This is a genomic window from Pseudomonas mangiferae, assembly GCF_007109405.1.
Taxonomy (GTDB): domain Bacteria; phylum Pseudomonadota; class Gammaproteobacteria; order Pseudomonadales; family Pseudomonadaceae; genus Pseudomonas_T; species Pseudomonas_T mangiferae.
In genome coordinates, this window is record NZ_VJOY01000007.1 from 181,822 (window position 1) to 199,397 (window position 17,576).

The 17,576-nt window shown below is 69.6% G+C and carries 21 protein-coding genes; 9 read left to right on the forward strand and 12 right to left on the reverse strand.

The genetic code is table 11. The features are described from left to right. Nucleotides 1-339: 339 nt before the first annotated feature. From estP to FM069_RS11780, 9 genes are all read left to right on the forward strand, one after another. Nucleotides 340-2,241, forward strand: a complete 1,902-nt coding sequence (gene estP / locus FM069_RS11740) for an esterase EstP (RefSeq protein ID WP_143488498.1) — start codon at nucleotides 340-342, stop codon at nucleotides 2,239-2,241. Between the two features lie 122 nt (nucleotides 2,242-2,363). Next, nucleotides 2,364-3,374: a class 1 fructose-bisphosphatase gene (locus tag FM069_RS11745; RefSeq protein WP_143488499.1), complete on the forward strand. Its 1,011-nt coding sequence runs from the start codon at nucleotides 2,364-2,366 to the stop codon at nucleotides 3,372-3,374. A gap of 3 nt (nucleotides 3,375-3,377) precedes the next feature. Then, on the forward strand, nucleotides 3,378-3,995 hold the full coding sequence (locus FM069_RS11750; protein ID WP_143488501.1) for a DUF924 family protein: 618 nt from the start codon (nucleotides 3,378-3,380) through the stop codon (nucleotides 3,993-3,995). Continuing rightward, the gene (locus tag FM069_RS11755) at nucleotides 3,995-4,549 is read left to right on the forward strand and encodes a lipocalin family protein (RefSeq protein ID WP_143488502.1); all 555 of its coding nucleotides are present in this window, start codon (nucleotides 3,995-3,997) and stop codon (nucleotides 4,547-4,549) included. The genes FM069_RS11750 and FM069_RS11755 overlap by 1 nt, the downstream gene beginning before the upstream one ends. 117 nt (nucleotides 4,550-4,666) lie before the next feature. Further along, a complete protein-coding gene (gene pip / locus FM069_RS11760) occupies nucleotides 4,667-5,632 on the forward strand; it encodes a prolyl aminopeptidase (protein WP_143488503.1) in 966 nt (321 codons plus the stop codon). Beyond that, nucleotides 5,629-6,066 (forward strand): D-aminoacyl-tRNA deacylase, encoded by a 438-nt coding sequence (gene dtd, locus FM069_RS11765; RefSeq protein ID WP_143488504.1) that lies wholly within the window; start codon nucleotides 5,629-5,631, stop codon nucleotides 6,064-6,066. The genes pip and dtd overlap by 4 nt, the downstream gene beginning before the upstream one ends. A gap of 175 nt (nucleotides 6,067-6,241) precedes the next feature. Next, a complete protein-coding gene (locus FM069_RS11770) occupies nucleotides 6,242-7,033 on the forward strand; it encodes a transporter substrate-binding domain-containing protein (RefSeq protein ID WP_143488506.1) in 792 nt (263 codons plus the stop codon). Between the two features lie 72 nt (nucleotides 7,034-7,105). Continuing rightward, nucleotides 7,106-8,068: an amino acid ABC transporter permease gene (locus FM069_RS11775; protein ID WP_143488508.1), complete on the forward strand. Its 963-nt coding sequence runs from the start codon at nucleotides 7,106-7,108 to the stop codon at nucleotides 8,066-8,068. Beyond that, the gene (locus tag FM069_RS11780; RefSeq protein ID WP_143488509.1) at nucleotides 8,061-8,795 is read left to right on the forward strand and encodes an amino acid ABC transporter ATP-binding protein; all 735 of its coding nucleotides are present in this window, start codon (nucleotides 8,061-8,063) and stop codon (nucleotides 8,793-8,795) included. The genes FM069_RS11775 and FM069_RS11780 overlap by 8 nt, the downstream gene beginning before the upstream one ends. 7 nt (nucleotides 8,796-8,802) lie before the next feature. Here the strand turns inward: FM069_RS11780 and FM069_RS11785 are convergent, their stop codons facing one another. The 12 genes from FM069_RS11785 to hslU all read right to left on the reverse strand — a co-directional run bounded on the left by FM069_RS11785 (nucleotide 8,803) and on the right by hslU (nucleotide 17,570). Then, nucleotides 8,803-9,294: a UPF0158 family protein gene (locus FM069_RS11785; protein ID WP_143488511.1), complete on the reverse strand. Its 492-nt coding sequence runs from the start codon at nucleotides 9,292-9,294 to the stop codon at nucleotides 8,803-8,805. 75 nt (nucleotides 9,295-9,369) lie between these two features. Then, nucleotides 9,370-10,077: a 16S rRNA (uracil(1498)-N(3))-methyltransferase gene (locus FM069_RS11790; RefSeq protein ID WP_143488513.1), complete on the reverse strand. Its 708-nt coding sequence runs from the start codon at nucleotides 10,075-10,077 to the stop codon at nucleotides 9,370-9,372. Next, nucleotides 10,074-10,862, reverse strand: a complete 789-nt coding sequence (gene tatC / locus FM069_RS11795; RefSeq protein WP_143488515.1) for a twin-arginine translocase subunit TatC — start codon at nucleotides 10,860-10,862, stop codon at nucleotides 10,074-10,076. The genes FM069_RS11790 and tatC overlap by 4 nt, the downstream gene beginning before the upstream one ends. Continuing rightward, a complete protein-coding gene (gene tatB / locus FM069_RS11800; protein ID WP_143488517.1) occupies nucleotides 10,859-11,416 on the reverse strand; it encodes a Sec-independent protein translocase protein TatB in 558 nt (185 codons plus the stop codon). The genes tatC and tatB overlap by 4 nt, the downstream gene beginning before the upstream one ends. Nucleotides 11,417-11,426: 10 nt before the next feature. Further along, nucleotides 11,427-11,684, reverse strand: a complete 258-nt coding sequence (locus tag FM069_RS11805; RefSeq protein ID WP_143488519.1) for a twin-arginine translocase TatA/TatE family subunit — start codon at nucleotides 11,682-11,684, stop codon at nucleotides 11,427-11,429. Nucleotides 11,685-11,703: 19 nt separating this feature from the next. Beyond that, nucleotides 11,704-12,042, reverse strand: coding sequence for a phosphoribosyl-ATP diphosphatase (locus FM069_RS11810; protein ID WP_143488520.1), 339 nt, complete (start codon nucleotides 12,040-12,042; stop codon nucleotides 11,704-11,706). Next, nucleotides 12,035-12,436: a phosphoribosyl-AMP cyclohydrolase gene (gene hisI / locus FM069_RS11815; protein WP_143488522.1), complete on the reverse strand. Its 402-nt coding sequence runs from the start codon at nucleotides 12,434-12,436 to the stop codon at nucleotides 12,035-12,037. Before hisI ends, FM069_RS11810 begins: the two co-directional genes overlap by 8 nt. A gap of 103 nt (nucleotides 12,437-12,539) precedes the next feature. Next, complete coding sequence (gene ubiB / locus FM069_RS11820) at nucleotides 12,540-14,153, reverse strand: ubiquinone biosynthesis regulatory protein kinase UbiB (RefSeq protein WP_143488524.1); 1,614 nt, start codon at nucleotides 14,151-14,153, stop codon at nucleotides 12,540-12,542. Beyond that, nucleotides 14,150-14,767, reverse strand: coding sequence for a ubiquinone biosynthesis accessory factor UbiJ (locus FM069_RS11825; protein WP_143488525.1), 618 nt, complete (start codon nucleotides 14,765-14,767; stop codon nucleotides 14,150-14,152). The genes ubiB and FM069_RS11825 overlap by 4 nt, the downstream gene beginning before the upstream one ends. Further along, nucleotides 14,767-15,537 (reverse strand): bifunctional demethylmenaquinone methyltransferase/2-methoxy-6-polyprenyl-1,4-benzoquinol methylase UbiE, encoded by a 771-nt coding sequence (gene ubiE / locus FM069_RS11830; protein WP_143488526.1) that lies wholly within the window; start codon nucleotides 15,535-15,537, stop codon nucleotides 14,767-14,769. Before ubiE ends, FM069_RS11825 begins: the two co-directional genes overlap by 1 nt. Nucleotides 15,538-15,806: 269 nt before the next feature. Next, the gene (locus tag FM069_RS11835; protein WP_143488528.1) at nucleotides 15,807-16,181 is read right to left on the reverse strand and encodes a gamma-butyrobetaine hydroxylase-like domain-containing protein; all 375 of its coding nucleotides are present in this window, start codon (nucleotides 16,179-16,181) and stop codon (nucleotides 15,807-15,809) included. A 48-nt stretch (nucleotides 16,182-16,229) separates the two neighbouring features. Further along, nucleotides 16,230-17,570, reverse strand: a complete 1,341-nt coding sequence (hslU, locus tag FM069_RS11840) for an ATP-dependent protease ATPase subunit HslU (protein ID WP_143488530.1) — start codon at nucleotides 17,568-17,570, stop codon at nucleotides 16,230-16,232. Nucleotides 17,571-17,576 lie beyond the last annotated feature (6 nt).

Genomic DNA, 17,576 nt, shown 5'->3' on the forward strand with positions numbered 1-17,576 from the left:
CCGTCGAACCGAGCGCTTGTCCGGTTATCTCTGCAACCCGTGTGGACTGCCCTGGCCCGAGCCTCCAATCCGTTCCGTCGTCGGCTTGTGTCCATCCAAGTCGCCCAGCCTGCGAAGAATCGCACTCCTGCTCATGCGGGCGATTCCACCGGCCCCCGGGGCGCGGCCGTCCAGGGCGCGGTGTCCAGCATTCGCACCCGTCAGCGCAATGGACCGGCCATTCGCGGCCTCGTCGCGTAGCGACGCGGTGCAGCCCGTGAAAGGGGAGGTGCAAGCGACGGCCGGGAGGGCTAAAGTTCTGGCACATCGCCAGCCAACACAACAACAAAAGGATCGCCCATGTTCCGCACCCTGACTCCCCTGGCGGCTGCCTGCCTGCTGGCGGTCGCCGCGCCGCTCCAGGCCGCGCCCTATTCCAGCTTGATCGTGTTCGGCGACAGCCTCAGCGACGCCGGCCAACTGCCCGACGCCGGCGGCCCGGCGGATGCCGGTCGGCGCTTCACCAACCGGGTCGGCCCCACCTACCAGAGCGGCCAGGGCGAGGCCATCGGCGCCACCTCGCCGATGCGCCTGGGCGAGCGCCTCGGCCTGGGGCCGCAAGCGCCGTCCACCTCGGCGATCTACGCCCAGAACGGCTGGGCCGACGGCGACAACTGGGCGGTGGGCGGCTACCGCACCGACGAGATCTACGACTCCATCACCGCGGTGGGCGGCTCGGTGGCCGGCACCCGTACCCGCGACGGTTACCTGGTGGACCTGGCCAACCGCGGCCTGAGCGTCGACCGCAACGCGCTGTTCTACGTCAACGGTGGCGGCAACGACTTCCTCCAGGGGCGCATCCTCAACAGCGAGCAGGCCCGGGCTGCGGGCGGGCGCCTGGCGGACAGCGTGCGGGCCCTGCAACAGGCCGGTGCGCGCTACATCGTGGTCTCGCTGCTGCCCAACGTGGGCACCACCCCGGCGCTGTCCGGCACCGGGCTGTCGGAGACCTTCGGCGCCCTCGGCCGCGACGTCAACGACGAGCTGCTGCGCCAACTGAGCGGCATCCACGCGGAGATCATCCCGCTCAACGTGCCCCTGCTGTTCAACGAGGTGGTGCGCGACGCCGCCCAGTACGGCCTGGACGCCAGCCAGGACCTGCTGGGGACCTGCTTCGACGGCTGCGGCCACGTGAATCCCACCTGGGGCATCACCAGCGCCACGCCGGACCCCAGCCGGCTGATCTACAACGACAGCGTGCACCCCACCACCCACGTCCAGCAGATCTTCGCCGACTACACCTATTCGCTGCTGTCGGCCCCCTGGGAGCTGACCCTGCTGCCGGAAATGGCCCACGGCGCCCTGCGTTCCCACCAGGACCAGCTGCGCAGCCAGTGGCGCGCGGACTGGGAGGCCTGGCAGGAGGTCGGCCAGTGGCGCAGCTTCGTCAGCGGCGGCGGCCAGCGCCTGGACTTCGACGAGCAGGACCACGGCGCGGACGCCGACGGCCATGGCTACAGCCTCGACCTGGGCGGCAGCTACCGGCTCGACGAGGCCTGGCGCGTGGGCGCCGCCCTGGGCTTCTACAAGCAGGCCCTGGAAGCGGGACCGAAGGACTCCGACTACGACCTGCGCAGCTACTTCGCCACCCTGTTCGCCCAGTACCAGCACGACCGCTGGTGGGGCGACCTGGCCCTGAGCGGCGGCTACCTGGACTACGACGACCTGCAGCGCAAGTTCGCCCTCGGCCCCGTCACCCGCCGCGAGAAGGGCGACACCGACGGTTCCCTGTGGGCCCTGAGCGGTCGCCTCGGCTACGACATCGCCCAGCCGGGCAGTCTGTGGCACCTGAGCCCGTTCGTCAGCGCCGACTACGCCCGCGCCGAAGTGGACGGCTACGCCGAGAAGGGCAGCAGCTCCTCCGCCCTGGCCTTCGACGACCAGACCCGCACCTCCCGGCGCCTGGGCGTGGGCCTGCAGGGGCGCTTCCAGGTGACCCCGGCGACCCAGCTGTTCGGCGAGGTGGCCCGCGAGCGGGAATACGCCGACGATGCCCGCGACCTGCGCATGTCCCTCACCAGCCTGCCGGGCCATGCCTTCACCCTGCAGGGCTACACCCCGGACGACGCCATGACGCGCGCCTCCCTGGGCATCAGCCAGCAGCTGGCCGCCGACCTGTCCCTGCGCGCCGGCTACGACCTGCGCCACAGCGACGACGACACCCGCCAGGGCGTCAGCCTGTCCCTGGCCTGGGACTGGTAGCGCGTGGCGCCGGTGCCCCCGGCGCTCCGGGAACCAAGCGGCGCCTCCCGCGGTCGGGAGGCGCCGCTGTCCTTAACGCGCTACACTCGGCGCGTTTTTTCTTCCCTTCCGGAGCTCCTTTCATGTCCCGCGTCACCCTCAGTCGCTTCCTGATCGAGCAGACCCGCAGCCACAACACCCCGGCCGATCTGCGCTTCCTCATCGAGGTCGTGGCGCGTGCCTGCAAGCGCATCAGCTACGAGGTGTCCAAGGGCGCGCTGGGCGGTGTGCTCGGCAGCATGGATACCGAGAACGTGCAGGGCGAGGTGCAGAAGAAGCTCGACGTGCTCTCCAACGAGATCCTCCTGGAAGCCAACGAGTGGGGCGGCCACCTGGCCGGCATGGCCTCCGAGGAAATGGACAAGGCCTACCAGATCCCCGGCAAATACCCGAAAGGCGCCTACCTGCTGGTGTTCGACCCCCTGGACGGTTCCTCCAACATCGACGTCAACGTCTCCGTCGGTACCATCTTCTCGGTGCTGCGTTGCCCCGACGAATGCTTCAGCCAGAACGACACCCTGGGCGAGGAAGCCTTCCTCCAGCCGGGCACCCGCCAGGTGGCGGCCGGCTATGCCATCTACGGCCCGCAGACCATGCTGATGCTGACCCTCGGCGATGGCGTCAAGGGCTTCACCCTGGACCGCGAGATGGGCAGCTTCGTGCTCACCCACGACAGCATCCAGGTGCCGTCGTCCACCGCCGAGTTCGCCATCAACATGTCCAACCAGCGCCACTGGGAAGCCCCGGTGCAGCGCTACGTGGACGAGCTGCTGAGTGGCGAGGAAGGCCCCCTGGGCAAGAACTACAACATGCGCTGGATCGCCTCCATGGTGGCCGACGTCCATCGCATCCTCACCCGCGGCGGGCTGTTCATGTACCCTCGCGATGCCCGCGACCCGTCCAAGCCGGGCAAGCTGCGGCTGATGTACGAGGCCAACCCCATGTCCTTCATCATCGAGCAGGCCGGTGGCGCCGCCACCGACGGCCGGCAGCGCATCCTCGACATCGAGCCCACCTCGCTGCACCAGCGCGTGGCGGTGTTCCTCGGCTCCCGCGAGGAAGTCGAGCGGGTCACCGGCTACCACCAGGCCTGAGCCATGGCGGCCCCCTGGCAGCCCCTGCTCGACGCCTGGTTCGGCGAACCGCTGGCCGGGGCGGGCAGCCAGCCGGCGGCCGCACGCATCGCCGCGGCCCAGGGCAGCCTGTGGTTCGGCTACCGGGACGCCCAGGACCATGAGATGGCCCAGCGCTTCGGCACCCAGGTGGAACAGGCCCTGGCCGGCGGCCTGGAGGACTGGGCCGGACAACCGGAGGGCTGGCTGGCGCTGCTGCTAAGCCTGGACCAGTTGCCGCGGATGATCCACCGCGGCACGCCCCGGGCCTTCGCCGGCGACGCCCGGGCCCGCGAGGTGCTGGAGGCCGGGCTGGCGAACGGCCTCGACCGCCGCCTGCCGCCCATCGCCCGGGTCTTCGCCTACCTGGTGCTGGAGCATGCCGAGGACCGTGCCGCGCAGCGGCGCGCGGTGGCCGCCTTCACCGCGCTGAGCCGCGAGCAGGGTGACGCTGAGCCCTTCGCCGACTACCTCGACTATGCCGAACGCCACGCCCGGGTGATCGAGCGCTTCGGCCGCTTCCCCCATCGCAACGCGCTCCTCGGCCGCGCCTCCAGCGCCGAGGAAACCCAGTTCCTCGACCAGCCGGGGTCCCGCTTCTGATGAGTATCCGCCCGCTTCTCGCCCTGTCCGCGCTTCTGCTCCTGGGCGCCTGCTCGACCCGCGACGCGCCCCCGGCGACCCAGGCGGTGGACCTGTCCCGCTACCAGGGCACCTGGTACGAGCTGGCGCGCCTGCCGATGTTCTTCCAGCGCGCCTGCGCCCAGTCCGAAGCCCATTACCAACTGCGGGACGATGGCCGGGTCGACGTGGTGAACCGCTGCCGCACCCGCGACGGCGAGTGGAAGGAGGTCCACGGCGAGGCCGAGGCGCAGGTGGCCGGCCAGACCGACAAGCTGTGGGTGCGCTTCGATAACGCCTTCAGCGCGCTGTTCCCGAAACTGGCCCGCGGGCAGTACTGGGTGCTGTATGTGGACGCCGACTACCAGACCGCCGTGGTCGGCCACCCGGACCGCGACTACCTGTGGCTGCTGTCACGCCGCCCGGAGGTGGAGGGCAGCACCCGCGAGCACCTGCTGGACGTGGCCCGGGGCCAGGGCTTCGACACCTCGCAACTGATCTGGCGCGCGCCCGACGCCGCCATTGCCGCGCCCTGATCCGGGCGTTCCCGGCCACATGCCGAGCCGGCATTTCCTCGCTATGATGCCCGGCAGGCACGAGGACGGCCGCCGCCGGCGGCCACTCGCTCGTCACCCGATTCGGAGTGTCCCCCCATGCAGAACCTGTATCCGGAGATCAAGCCCTACGCCCGCCACGAGCTGGCGGTCGAGGAGCCCCACGTTCTCTACATCGACGAGAGCGGCTCGCCCGACGGCCTGCCGGTGCTGTTCGTCCACGGTGGTCCCGGCGCGGGCTGCGACAGCCTGAGCCGGCGCTTCTTCGACCCCAGCCTCTACCGCATCGTCACCTTCGACCAGCGCGGCGCCGGTCGCTCCACCCCCTATGCCAGCCTGGAGAACAACACCACCTGGCACCTGGTGGAGGACATGGAGCGCATCCGCGAGCACCTGGGCATCGACAAATGGGTGCTGTTCGGCGGCTCCTGGGGCTCCACCCTGTCCCTGGCCTATGCCCAGACCCACCCGGACCGCGTCCACGCGCTGATCCTGCGGGGCATCTTCCTGTGCCGGCCCCAGGAGTTCCACTGGTTCTACCAGGAGGGCGCCAGCCGCCTGTTCCCCGACTACTGGCAGGACTACCTGGCGCCGATCCCGGCGGAGGAGCGCGGCGACCTGATGCAGGCGTTCTACCGGCGCCTCACCGGCACCGACGAGATCGCCCAGATGCAGGCCGCCAAGGCCTGGTCCTGCTGGGAAGGCCGTACCGCCACCCTGCGACCCAACCCCCAGGTGGTGGAGCGCTTCCACGACAAGGCGCTGTCCATCGCCCGTATCGAGTGCCACTTCTTCGTCAACGACGCGTTCCTCGAGCCCGACCAGCTGCTCCGGGACATGCCGAAGATCGCCCACCTGCCAGGCGTCATCGTCCATGGCCGCTACGACGTGGTGTGCCCCCTGGACAACGCCTGGGCGCTGCACCAGGTCTGGCCCAACAGCGAGCTGCAGATCGTCCGCGATGCCGGCCACGTGGCCGGCGAGCCGGGCATCGCCGACGCCCTGGTGCGGGCTGCCGACGAGATGGCCCGGCGCCTGCTGGACGTGCCGCCGGACGACGCATGAAGGGGCTGATCCAGCGGGTCCGCGGGGCCCGGGTGGAAATCGCCGGCGAGGTGGTGGGTGCCATCGACCAGGGTTTGCTGGCGCTGGTGGGGGTGGAGCCCCAGGACGACCAGGCCAGCGCCGATCGCCTGCTGCACCGGTTGCTCAACTACCGGGTCTTCGGCGACGACCAGGGGCGGATGAACCGCTCCCTCAGCGACGTCGGCGGCGGGCTGCTGCTGGTTTCCCAGTTCACCCTGGCCGCCGACACCCGCAGCGGCCTGCGCCCCAGCTTCTCCAGCGCCGCGCCGCCGGCCCTGGGCGAGGCGCTGTTCGACTACCTGCTGGCCCAGGCCCGCACGCGGCATCCCCAGGTGGCCAGCGGGCGCTTCGGCGCCGACATGCAGGTGCACCTGATCAACGACGGGCCGGTGACCTTTCTGCTGGAAACCTGAGGCGCTGGCCTGCTTCTTGCCTCGCCAGACGCTGTCGGCGGGCCGGTAACAGGTCGCCCCGCCGCGCCGGCCTCTAATGTCCACTCGCCATCCACGCCCGTGCCGGTTAGCATTCGCCGCGTCCCGTGGCCTGCCGGCAACGGCGCTCCGACCATCCGCCCATCGAGGAAAGGGAATGAAGAAGCTTCTCGCGTCACTGTTGTTTTCCGCCTGCGCACTGACCGGGCTGGCCCACGCCGGCGCCCTCGACGAGGCGGTGAAGCGCGGCACGCTGCGCGTCGGCATGGACCCGACCTACATGCCCTTCGAAATGACCAACAAGCGCGGCGAGATCATCGGCTTCGAGGTGGACGTGCTCAAGGCAATGGCCAAGGCCGCCGGGGTCAAGCTGGAGCTGGTCTCCACCGGCTATGACGGGATCATCCCGGCCCTGCTGACCGACAAGTTCGACATAATCGGCTCGGGCATGACCCTGACCCAGGAGCGCAACCTGCGCATCAACTTCTCCGAGCCGTTCATCGTGGTGGGCCAGACCCTGCTGATCCGCAAGGAGCTGCAAGGCGAGATCAAGTCCTACAAGGACCTCAACGACGGCAAGTACCGGATCACCTCGAAGATCGGCACCACCGGCGAGATGGTGGCCAAGAAATTGATCGGCAAGGCCCAGTACCATGGCTTCGACAACGAGCAGGAAGCGGTGATGGACGTGGTCAACGGCAAGGCCGATGCGTTCATCTACGACGCCCCCTACAACGTCGTCGCGGTGAACAAGGCCGGCGCCGGCAAGCTGGTCTACCTGGACGAGCCCTTCACCTACGAGCCCCTGGCCTTCGGCCTGAAGAAGGGCGACTACGACAGCCTGAACTGGATCAACAACTTCCTGCACCAGATCAAGGCCGACGGCAGCTACGATCGGATCCACGCCAAGTGGTTCAAGAACACCGACTGGCTCAAGGACATGGAATAACCCTCCCGCGCACCCGGCCGGGCGGCGGATCGCGTCGCCCGGCCCGCTTCCCGACCGCTGCCGAGAGTTCACGTGATCAAGAAGAAACGCCTCCTCTGGCCCTGGCACCTGCTCACCGGGCTGATCCTGGTCGGCCTGGCCATCGCCCTCTGGTATTCCACCTCGCTGATTTCCTACGAGTGGCGCTGGAACCGCGTGCCGCAGTATTTCGCCTACCACGCGGAGGAGGCGCAGCGCGCCGCCGACTACGGCCGGGTTGAGTCCATCGACGCGGACGGCAGCCGGGCCAGGCTGGTGCTGTCCGCCGAGAGCGGTGGGCAGCAGGTGGTGGAGGTGGACCGTGACAGCCTGCAGGTGGCGGTGGGCGACGACGTCAGCGAGGGCGACAGCCTCGGCGTGACCCGCCACTGGGCCGCCGGCCCTCTGCTCTGGGGGCTGTGGACCACCCTGTGGATTTCCATGGCGTCCGGTGCCCTCGGATTGCTCATCGGCCTGGCCACCGGCCTTTGCCGGCTGTCCCCTAACCCGACCCTGCGGGACCTGTCCACGGTGTACGTCGAGCTGGTGCGCGGCACGCCGCTGCTGGTGCAGATCTTCATCTTCTATTTCTTCATCGGCACGGTGCTCAACCTGTCCCGGGAGTTCGCCGGGGTGGCCGCCCTGGCGCTGTTCACCGGTGCCTACGTGGCGGAGATCGTTCGCGCCGGCGTGCAGTCCATCGCCCGCGGCCAGGACGAGGCGGCTCGCTCCCTGGGCCTCAATGCCGCTCAGTCCATGCGCCACGTAGTGCTGCCCCAGGCCTTCAAGCGGGTGTTGCCGCCCCTGGCCGGGCAGTTCATCAGCCTGGTGAAGGACACCTCCCTGGTCTCCGTGATCGCCATCACCGAGCTGACCAAGAGTGGCCGCGAAGCCATCACCACCTCGTTCTCCACCTTCGAGATCTGGTTCTGCGTGGCCGCCCTCTACCTCGTCATCAACCTGCCGCTGTCGCACCTGGCCGGCCGGCTCGAACGGAGGCTCGGCCAAAGTGATTGAAGTCCGCGATCTGGTGAAGGTCTTCGATACCCGCGGGCAGGTGGTGCGCGCGGTGGACAACGTTTCCACCCAGGTGGCCCGGGGCGAGGTGCTGGTGGTGATCGGCCCGTCCGGCTCCGGCAAGTCCACCTTCCTGCGCTGCCTGAACGGCCTGGAGGCCTTCGACGCCGGCTCGGTGAGCATCGACGGCGTCGACCTGGCCGACCCGCGTACCGACATCAACGCCTATCGGCGGGAAGTCGGCATGGTGTTCCAGCATTTCAACCTGTTCCCCCACATGACCGTGCTGGAGAACCTCTGCCTGGCGCAGAAGGTGGTGCGCAAGCGCGGCAAGGCCGAGCGCGAGGACAAGGCGCGGGCGCTGCTGGCCAAGGTGGGCATCGCCCAGAAGGCCGCCGAGTACCCGTCGCGGCTGTCCGGTGGCCAGCAGCAGCGGGTGGCCATCGCCCGGGCGCTGTGCATGGAGCCGAAGGTGATGCTGTTCGACGAACCCACCTCGGCGCTGGACCCGGAGATGGTCGGCGAGGTGCTGGACGTGATGAAGACCCTGGCGCTGGAAGGCATGACCATGGTCTGCGTCACCCACGAGATGGGGTTCGCCCGGGAAGTGGCGGACCGAGTGCTGTTCTTCGACCATGGCAAGCTGCTGGAGGACGCGCCGCCGGCGCAGTTCTTCGACGCCCCGCGGGACCCCCGGGCCCAGGCGTTCCTGCGCCAGGTCCTCTAGCCGTCCCTCAGCCGGCGCGGCCCAGCAGGCGCCGCCGGATGCCCTCGGGCATGTCCTCGTCGTCCGCCGGGTGGCGGGCCGCGGTCGCCGGCTCGATCCCCTGGGTCTCCAGCCAGGCCAACGCGTACTCGCGCAGCTGCGCGCGCTGGTAGGCCTGCCAGGCCTCGCGCGCCCTGGGAAACCGCTCCAGCTCGTATTCGAAGGTCCGCAACGGCCGTCGCCCGCCGAGGGCGGCGGTCAGCAGCGGATGGGCGTGGGGATCGTCCAGCTCGAAGAGAAAGGCTTCCCGCAGGGCCAGGCGCTGTTCGCTGTCCAGCGGCTCCAGGCGGCGGTAGCGCTCGGGATCGTCCTCCACCAAGCGCCGGGTGTCGTCGTCGGCGCGGCTGTCGCGCTCCAGGGCGAGCAACCGGCCCTCGTCCAGGTCCAGGTAGTGCTCGCCCTGGCCGGGCTCGTCCAGCAGCCGTTCCAGGCGGTCCATGTCGATGGTCAGTGTGCGCATGAGGCCTCCGCGTTCGGCATGAAACCCATAGACCGCCGCCGGATCAGGGCGTGCGGCCCGCGGCGTGCGGCACCTTCAGAACAGGCGGGCCAGCAGGGCGGTGACCGCCGTCTCGACCCGCAGGATACGCTCCCCCAGCTGCACCGGCGCCAGGCCGGCGGCGGCGAGTTTCTCCACCTCGTAGGGAATCCAGCCGCCTTCCGGGCCGATGGCCAGGGTCACCGGGCCTTCCACCGCCCGCGGGCAGGGCGGATGCTCGCCGGGGTGGCCTAGCAGCCCCAGGCTGCCCGCGGCGAGGGCGGGCAGGCGGTCCTCGACGAAGGGCTTGAAGCGTGGCTCGATGAGCACCTCGGGCAAGCGCGTGTCCCGGGCCTGTTCCAGGCCGAGGACCAGTTGCTCGCGGATCGCCGCGGGTTCGAGGAAGGGGGTCTGCCAGAAGCTCTTCTCCACCCGGTAGCTGTTGAGCAGCACCAGGCGTGGGACGCCCATGGCGGCGACCGTCTGCAGCACCCGGCGCAGCATCTTCGGTCGCGGCAGGGCCAGCAGCAGGGTCAGGGGCAGCTTGGCCGGCGGCGGCCGGTCCAGGGTCAGGCGCAGCTCCGCTTCGCCGGCGTCCAGGCGCAGCAGCTCGCCCTGGCCCATGGCGCCGTCCAGGCGGCCGACCCGCAGGGTGTCGCCGGCCTGGGCACGGTGCACTTCCTGCAGATGGTGCAGGCGCCGGTCCCGCAGGATCGCTCGGTCCGCCGCGACGAAATCGGCGTCTTCCAGCAGCAGCAGGTTCACGGCAGCGGTGCAGGCGGCTGGCTGCGGCTCTCGTCCGCTTCTTCCGCCTCGCGGCGGCGGCGGACCATGCCGCCGAAGAACACTCCTACCTCGAACAGCAGCCACATGGGCACCGCCAGCAGGGTCTGGGAGAACACGTCCGGCGGCGTCAGCACCATGCCCACGACGAAGCAGCCGATGATCACGTAGGGGCGGATCTTGCGCAGGTAGGCCACGTCCACTACGCCGATCCAGATCAGCAGCACCACCGCCACGGGAATCTCGAAGGCGACCCCGAAGGCGAAGAACAGGGTCATGACGAAGTCCAGGTAGCTGCTGATGTCGGTCATCATCGACACCCCTTCCGGGGTCACGCTGGCGAAGAAGTGGAAGATCAGCGGGAACACCAGGAAATAGGCGAAGGCCATGCCGCCGTAGAACAGCACCACGCTGGACACCAGCAGCGGCACGGCGATGCGCTTCTCGTGGCGATACAGGCCCGGGGCGATGAACCCCCACACCTGGTGGAGGATCACCGGCATGGCGAGGAACAGGGCCACCACCAGGGTCAGCTTGAACGGCGTGAGGAAGGGCGACGCCACGTCGGTGGCGATCATGGTCGCCCCTTCCGGCAGGTACTGGCGCAGGGGCAGGGAAACCAGGGTGTAGATCTTCTGGGTGAAGTAGAACAGCCCGGCGAAGATCAGGAACACCGCCGCCACGCAGCGCAGCAGGCGCGTCCGCAGTTCGGCGAGGTGGGAGACCAGGGGCATTTCCGGGTCGAGGTCGGGCTTCTGCTCGCTCATGGCTGGCGGGGGGGCTGCGGCGACGGGTCGGTGGAGGAGCGGGCCGGCTCGCCAGTGGCTGGCAGGCCGGTGACGGGCTGGACGGGGAGGGGCTCACCGAGGGCCGGCAGACTGGAGGCCGGCTCGCCGGGCACCGCGCCAACGGGCAGCGCCGGCGAGGGTGCGCCGGGTACGAATGGCGCGGCCGGCTGGACGCCGGGCGGCGTGTCCACCAGCGGGTCGGCGGGCGGGGCGGCCACGTCCGGGCGCGGTTCGGGGTGCAGTGCAGCGGCCAGCACCTCGGGGGAGCCGGCGGTGGGCTGGCCCGCAGGCGGCTGGATGCTCTGCTTGATCTCCCGCTCCAGGGCGAGGATCTGCTCGTTGTGCAGCTGGCGGCGAATCTCGTCGGCGCCGATCTCCCGCTCCACTTCCCGCTTGATGGCGTTGAAGCTGCGCTTGAGGCGGCCGACCCACAGGCCGGCGGTGCGCGCCGCGCCCGGCAGCCGCTCGGGGCCGAGCACCAGCAGCGCCACCAGGCCGATCAGCAGCAACTCGCTGAAGCTGATACCGAACATGGCGCGATCCTCAGTCCCGGCGCGCCGGCTCGTCGACCTTGTGGGCGTCGGCCTCGAAGGTGTGCGGCGGGTTCAGCGGCTGGCCCGGCGGCGGGGTCACCGGCTGCTGCGGCGGCCGCACCTCGTCTTCCTCGCTGTTCATGGCCTTGCGGAAGCCCTTAATGGACTCGCCCAGGTCGGAGCCGAAGTTCTTCAGCTTCTTGGTGCCGAACACCAGCACCACCACGACCAGCAGGATCAGCCAGTGTTTCCAGTCGAAAATGCCCATCAGCGTGTACCTCGGGAAGTCAGGAAAGGGTATCGGCGCGGGCGGCCTTCTCGGCATGCCCGGACAGGCCGAAGCGTCGCTCCAGTTCGTCCAGCACCGCCTGGGGGTGCTGGCCGAGGGCGGCGAGCATGACCAGGCTGTGGAACCACAGGTCCGCGGTCTCGTAGACCAGCGCGGACATGTCGCCGCCGGCGGCGGCGTCCTTGGCGGCGAGGATGGTCTCCACCGATTCCTCGCCGACCTTTTCCAGAATCTTGTTCAGGCCCTTGTGGTAGAGGCTGGCGACGTAGGAGCTGTCCGGCGCCGCACCCTTGCGCGCCTCCAGCACCTCGGCCAGGCGACTCAGGGTATCACTCATGGGCGTGCCCCTTGGCGTAGATGGCGTGGGGGTCCTTGAGCACCGGCTCGACGATCTGCCAAGCGCCGTCGCGGAAGACCCGGTAGAAGCAGCTCTCGCGACCGGTGTGGCAGGCGATGCCGCCCAGTTGCTCCACCTGCAGGATCACCACGTCGGCGTCGCAGTCCAGGCGCAGCTCGTGGAGCTTCTGCACGTGCCCGGAATCCTCGCCCTTGCGCCACAGTTTGCCCCGGGAACGCGACCAGTAGATGGCGCGCTGCTCGGCGACGGTCAGGGTCAGGGACTCGCGGTTCATCCAGGCCATCATCAGGATGCGCCCGCTCGCGTGGTCCTGGGCGATCGCCGGGACCAGGCCGTCGGCGTTCCAGTGAATCTCGTCCAGCCAGTCTTTCATGTCGTCGTGGGTCCGCCTTCGTGGACGTGGCAGCTGAGCCGCCCGCACCGGGTCGGGTGCGTGCGGCCGGGTCGGCTAGTGTGCCAGCCGGGCGGGCGACTGGCTATCGACGCACCACCAGGAAGAGCCCGGCGGCGCCCATCAGCCACGCGGGCCAGGCCGCCAGGCTGGTGATGGCCATGCCGCCGGCCAGGGTGGCGACGCCACCGGCCAGCAGCATCGCGCCCACCAGCCGCAGGGGCAAGTCGCGGCGGCGCTCGCGCCACGGCGGCGCCGGGTCGCGGGCATGGGGCTGGGCCATGCGCTCCAGCAGGTCGCGGGTCATGTTCGCCAGGTGCGGCACCTGCTCGGCCTGGGCCTTGAGGTCTGCCAGCAGCCTCTTGGGACTGACCCGCTGGCGCATCCAGCGTTCCAGGTACGGCCGGGCGGTGGACCAGAGGTCCAGGTCGGGGTAGAGCTGGCGGCCAAGGCCCTCGATGTTCAGCAGGGTCTTCTGCAGCAGGACCAGCTGCGGCTGGATCTCCATGTTGAAGCGCCGCGCGGTCTGGAACAGGCGCAGCAGCAGCTGGCCGAAGGAAATGTCCTTGAGCGGCTTCTCGAAGATCGGCTCGCAGACGGTGCGGATCGCCGCCTCGAACTCGTTGACCTTGGTTTCCTGGGGCACCCAGCCGGAATCGATGTGCAGCTGGGCCACCTTACGGTAGTCGCGCTTGAAGAAGGCCACCAAGTTGCGCGCCAGGTAATCCTGATCCTCGGGGGTGAGGCTGCCGACGATGCCGCAGTCGATGGCGATGTACTGCGGGTCCCAGGGCTGCCGGGTGCTGACGAAGATGTTCCCCGGGTGCATGTCGGCGTGGAAGAAGCTGTCGCGGAACACCTGGGTGAAGAAGATTTCCACCCCGCGCTCGGCCAGCAGCTTGAGGTCGGTGCGCTGGTCCGCCAGGGCGGCGAGGTCGGTCACCGGGATGCCGTAGATGCGCTCCATCACCAGCACCCGCGGGCGGCAGTAGTCCCAGTACACCTGGGGCACGTAGAGCAGCGGCGAGCCGTCGAAGTTGCGCCGCAATTGGCTGGCGTTGGCCGCCTCGCGCAGCAGGTCCAGCTCGTCGTAGATGACCTTCTCGTAGTCGCTGACCACCTCCACCGGGTGCAGGCGGCGCGCCTCCCGCGACACCCGCTCGGCGAGGCGGGCGAGGATGAACAGCCAGGCGATGTCCTGGCGGATCACCGGCTTGAGGTTCGGCCGCACCACCTTGACCACCACCTCCTCGCCGCTCTTGAGCTGGGCGGCGTGGACCTGGGCCACCGAGGCCGAGGCCAGCGGCTGTCGCTCGAAGCGGGCGAAGGCCTGGGCGATGGGCATCCCCAGCTGCTCCTCGATCAGGGCGATGGCCAGGTCCGGGTCGAACGGCGGCACCTTGTCCTGGAGAAACGCCAGCTCGCAGGCGATGTCGTCCGGCAGCAGGTCGCGACGGGTGGAGAGGATCTGCCCGAACTTGATGAAGATCGGCCCCAGGTCTTCCAAGGCCAGGCGCACCCGCGCGCCCCGGGACAGGGTCAGCGGGCGCCGTGGCAGCCAGCGCCAGGGCAGGACGAAGCGCAGCATGCGCAGCCACCAGGGCAGCAGCGGCAGGTCGTCGAAGATCAGGTCGTCGAGGCGGTAGCGGATCACCACGCGCTGGATGCGCAGCAGGCGGCGGACGGCGAGCAACTTCATGCGGTGGGTTTCGCCTGCTGGATCAGCCGCTCGACCCGCGCGTCGAGGCGGTCGAGGGCGAGCTTGAGGTCGTCCAGTTCGGCGAAGCGGGCCTCGGCCTCGCGCCGGCCGACCAGGACCCGGGATTCTTCCGCCAGGTAGTCGGCGAGGGTGTCCTTCAGCGACTCTAAGGTCTGGCGAGCGTGCCGGCCACTGCTGCGCGCCTGGCCGCCGAGCAGGCCGGCGGCCACCGGGCCGAGCCAGCGCGACAGCTCGTATTCCCAGTCCAGCTCCAGGTCCTGGAGCACCTCGGCGAGGTCCAGCAGCGCGGAGCTGTCGCCATCCAGCTCCACCTCGGGGCCGTGCAGCACGGCCACCTTGTCGTGGGCGGTGGCCAGCCGCAGCAGGCTGGACAGCGGGGCGCGCAGCACGCAGTCGGCGGGTGCCTCCCAGTGGCCGGCCAGGCGGATGCCGTCTTCGCCGGGCAGCAGGAACAGGTGCAGGTCCGGCGCACGGCCCTGCACCTCGATCACCTTGCCGGCCAGCCGGGCCAGGCGCGGGCGCGCGGTGGGGTCCAGCCGCAGCACGCGGTCGAGGCCGGCCTCCACGCCGGCGAGCAGCGCCTGACGCAGCATCAGGGCTTGATCCCGCGGTGCAGGGCGACGATGCCGCCGGTCATGTTGTGGTAGCTGACCCGCTCGAAGCCGGCCTCCACCATCATCGCCTTGAGGGTGTCCTGGTCCGGGTGCATGCGGATCGACTCGGCCAGGTAGCGGTAGCTGTCGGCGTCGCGGGTGATCAGCTTGCCCATCAGCGGCAGCAGGGTGAAGGAATAGGCATCGTAGGCCTTGGACAGCAGCGGGTTGCCGGGCTTGGAGAATTCCAGCACCAGCAGCCGGCCGCCGGGCTTGAGCACCCGCAGCATGGAGCGCAGGGCGTCGTCCTTGTGGGTGACGTTGCGCAGGCCGAAGGCGATGGTCACCACGTCGAAGTGGTTGTCCGGGAACGGCAGCTTCTCGGCGTCGGCCTGGACGAAGGCGACGTTGCCGGCCACGCCCTTGTCCAGCAAGCGGTCGCGGCCCACCTTGAGCATGGACGCGTTGATGTCCGCCAGCACCACCTCGCCGGCGGGGCCCACTAGGCGCGAGAACTGCCGGGTGAGGTCGCCGGTGCCGCCGGCGATGTCCAGCACCCGGTTGCCCGGGCGCACGCCGGACAGCTCCAGGGTGAAGCGCTTCCACAGGCGATGGATGCCGCCGGACATCAGATCGTTCATCAGGTCGTACTTGGCGGCCACGGAGTGGAACACCTCGGCGACCTTCTCCGCCTTCTGGCTCTCCGGCACGTTCTGGTAGCCGAAGTGGGTGGTGGGTTCGTGGTCGGGGGCCTTGCGCGGGTCGCTCATGTCACTCTCACCGGATAAAGATCGCCGGCCATTCTAAACCGAAAAGAACCCGGACGGCGTCGGCGCGCGCACGGCCGTCGGGCGTGGCCGGCGGTGGGTTGGAAGAGCGCGCGGGCTGCCGGCGGGTCCGCGTGGCAAGGGGAAGCGGGGCGGGCCTGGCGGATGGGCGCGGAGCATGCGCCTGCCAGGGTGTGGCGGCCTTCGCGGGTTGGGGGAAAAGCGAGTGGGCGAAGACGCGTTGAAACGCCGCACGGGCAGCGGCGCACATCTCAGAGCATCAGCCGGACGGCGGACTCGTGGGGGTCGCGGGAGCGGCCGGCGGCGGCCAACTGCTCCAGGTAGTCGGCCCACAGGGCGTCGCGGCGCACGCACAGCTCGTACAGGTAGTCCCAGGTGAACAGGCCGCTGTCGTGGCCGTCGTCGAAGACCAGCTTCAGCGCATAGTTGCCCGCCGGCTCCAGGCGTTCCAGGCCGACCCCCAGCTTGCCGTGCTGCAGCACCGGCTTGCCGTGGCCCTGTACCTCCGCCGAGGGCGAGTGCACCCGGAGGAACTCCGCGTCCAGCACGTAGCGCTCGTCCGGCCCGTAGCCGAGGACCAGGGTCTTCGAGGCCTTGTGCAGTTCGATGGCGGTGGGCATGCGCATGCCGGTCTCCTGGTTGGGCAGGGGCGGCGCCGGCCGCCCCGGTGGGGCTCAGAGGATGTAGCGGGACAGGTCTTCGTCCTGGGCCAGCTCGCCGAGGTGGCCGTTGACGTAGGCGGCGTCGATGCGGATCGGCGCGTCGGCATGCTGTCCGGCCAGGTCGGAGGCGCTGAAGGAAACCTCTTCCAGCAGCCGCTCCAGCAGGGTGTGCAGGCGACGGGCGCCGATGTTCTCGGTTTTCTCGTTCACCTGCCAGGCGATCTCGGCGAGGCGCTTGATGCCGTCCTCGGCGAATTCGATGGCCAGCCCCTCGGTCTTCAGCAGCTCCCGGTACTGCTCGGTGAGGGAGGCGTGGGGTTCGGTGAGGATGCGCTCGAAGTCCTCCGGTGACAGCGCCTTGAGCTCGACGCGGATCGGCAGGCGGCCCTGCAGCTCCGGCACCAGGTCGCTGGGCTTGCTCAGGTGGAAAGCCCCGGAGGCGATGAACAGGATATGGTCGGTCTTCACCATGCCCAGCTTGGTGTTCACCGTGCAGCCCTCGATCAGCGGCAGCAGGTCGCGCTGCACGCCTTCGCGGGACACGTCGGCGCCGCCGGCGTTGGCGCGCTTGGCCACCTTGTCGATCTCGTCGATGAAGACGATGCCGTGCTGCTCCACCGCTTCCAGGGCGCGGCTCTTGAGTTCTTCCTCGTTGACCAGGCGCCCGGCTTCCTCGTCGCGCACCAGCTTGAGGGCGTCCTTCACCTTCAGCTTGCGCGCCTTGCGCTTGCCCTTGCCCATGTTGGCGAAGAGGTTCTGCAACTGGCTGGTCATCTCCTCCATGCCCGGCGGGGTCATGATCTCGATGCCGGCCGGCTGCTCGGCCACTTCGATCTCGACCTCCTTTTCGTCCAGCTGGCCCTCGCGCAGGCGCTTGCGGAACAGCTGGCGGGTGTTGGAATCGTGGCTGGGGGCGGGGTCCTCGTTGAACCCGACCCGCGCCGGCGGCAGCAGGGCGTCGAGGATGCGCTCCTCGGCGGCGTCCTCGGCGCGGTGGCGCACGCGGACCATTTCCTGCTCCCGCAGCAGCTTGATGGCGGCATCGGCCAGGTCGCGGATGATCGACTCCACGTCGCGGCCGACATAGCCCACCTCGGTGAACTTGGTGGCCTCCACCTTGAGGAACGGCGCGTTGGCCAGCTTGGCCAGGCGGCGGGCGATCTCGGTCTTGCCGACCCCGGTCGGGCCGATCATCAGGATGTTCTTCGGCGTCACTTCCGGGCGCAGCTCGGCGGGCAGCTGCATGCGCCGCCAGCGGTTGCGCAGGGCGATGGCGACGGCGCGCTTGGCATCGTCCTGGCCGATGATGTGGCGATTGAGTTCGTGGACGATCTCGCGGGGGGTCATGGACATGCGGAA

Coding starts and splice junctions, on each gene's coding strand:
- FM069_RS11755 (WP_143488502.1), top strand. CDS start 3,995: ATGAGTATCCGCCCGCTTCTCGCCCTGTCCGCGCTTCTGCTCCTGGGC.
- dtd (WP_143488504.1), top strand. CDS start 5,629: ATGAAGGGGCTGATCCAGCGGGTCCGCGGGGCCCGGGTGGAAATCGCC.
- FM069_RS11835 (WP_143488528.1), bottom strand. CDS start 16,181: ATGCGCATGCCCACCGCCATCGAACTGCACAAGGCCTCGAAGACCCTG.
- ubiE (WP_143488526.1), bottom strand. CDS start 15,537: ATGAGCGACCCGCGCAAGGCCCCCGACCACGAACCCACCACCCACTTC.
- FM069_RS11825 (WP_143488525.1), bottom strand. CDS start 14,767: ATGCTGCGTCAGGCGCTGCTCGCCGGCGTGGAGGCCGGCCTCGACCGC.
- FM069_RS11750 (WP_143488501.1), top strand. CDS start 3,378: ATGGCGGCCCCCTGGCAGCCCCTGCTCGACGCCTGGTTCGGCGAACCG.
- FM069_RS11745 (WP_143488499.1), top strand. CDS start 2,364: ATGTCCCGCGTCACCCTCAGTCGCTTCCTGATCGAGCAGACCCGCAGC.
- pip (WP_143488503.1), top strand. CDS start 4,667: ATGCAGAACCTGTATCCGGAGATCAAGCCCTACGCCCGCCACGAGCTG.
- FM069_RS11770 (WP_143488506.1), top strand. CDS start 6,242: ATGAAGAAGCTTCTCGCGTCACTGTTGTTTTCCGCCTGCGCACTGACC.
- ubiB (WP_143488524.1), bottom strand. CDS start 14,153: ATGAAGTTGCTCGCCGTCCGCCGCCTGCTGCGCATCCAGCGCGTGGTG.
- tatC (WP_143488515.1), bottom strand. CDS start 10,862: ATGAGCGAGCAGAAGCCCGACCTCGACCCGGAAATGCCCCTGGTCTCC.
- FM069_RS11805 (WP_143488519.1), bottom strand. CDS start 11,684: ATGGGCATTTTCGACTGGAAACACTGGCTGATCCTGCTGGTCGTGGTG.
- FM069_RS11785 (WP_143488511.1), bottom strand. CDS start 9,294: ATGCGCACACTGACCATCGACATGGACCGCCTGGAACGGCTGCTGGAC.
- tatB (WP_143488517.1), bottom strand. CDS start 11,416: ATGTTCGGTATCAGCTTCAGCGAGTTGCTGCTGATCGGCCTGGTGGCG.
- hisI (WP_143488522.1), bottom strand. CDS start 12,436: ATGAAAGACTGGCTGGACGAGATTCACTGGAACGCCGACGGCCTGGTC.
- estP (WP_143488498.1), top strand. CDS start 340: ATGTTCCGCACCCTGACTCCCCTGGCGGCTGCCTGCCTGCTGGCGGTC.
- hslU (WP_143488530.1), bottom strand. CDS start 17,570: ATGTCCATGACCCCCCGCGAGATCGTCCACGAACTCAATCGCCACATC.
- FM069_RS11810 (WP_143488520.1), bottom strand. CDS start 12,042: ATGAGTGATACCCTGAGTCGCCTGGCCGAGGTGCTGGAGGCGCGCAAG.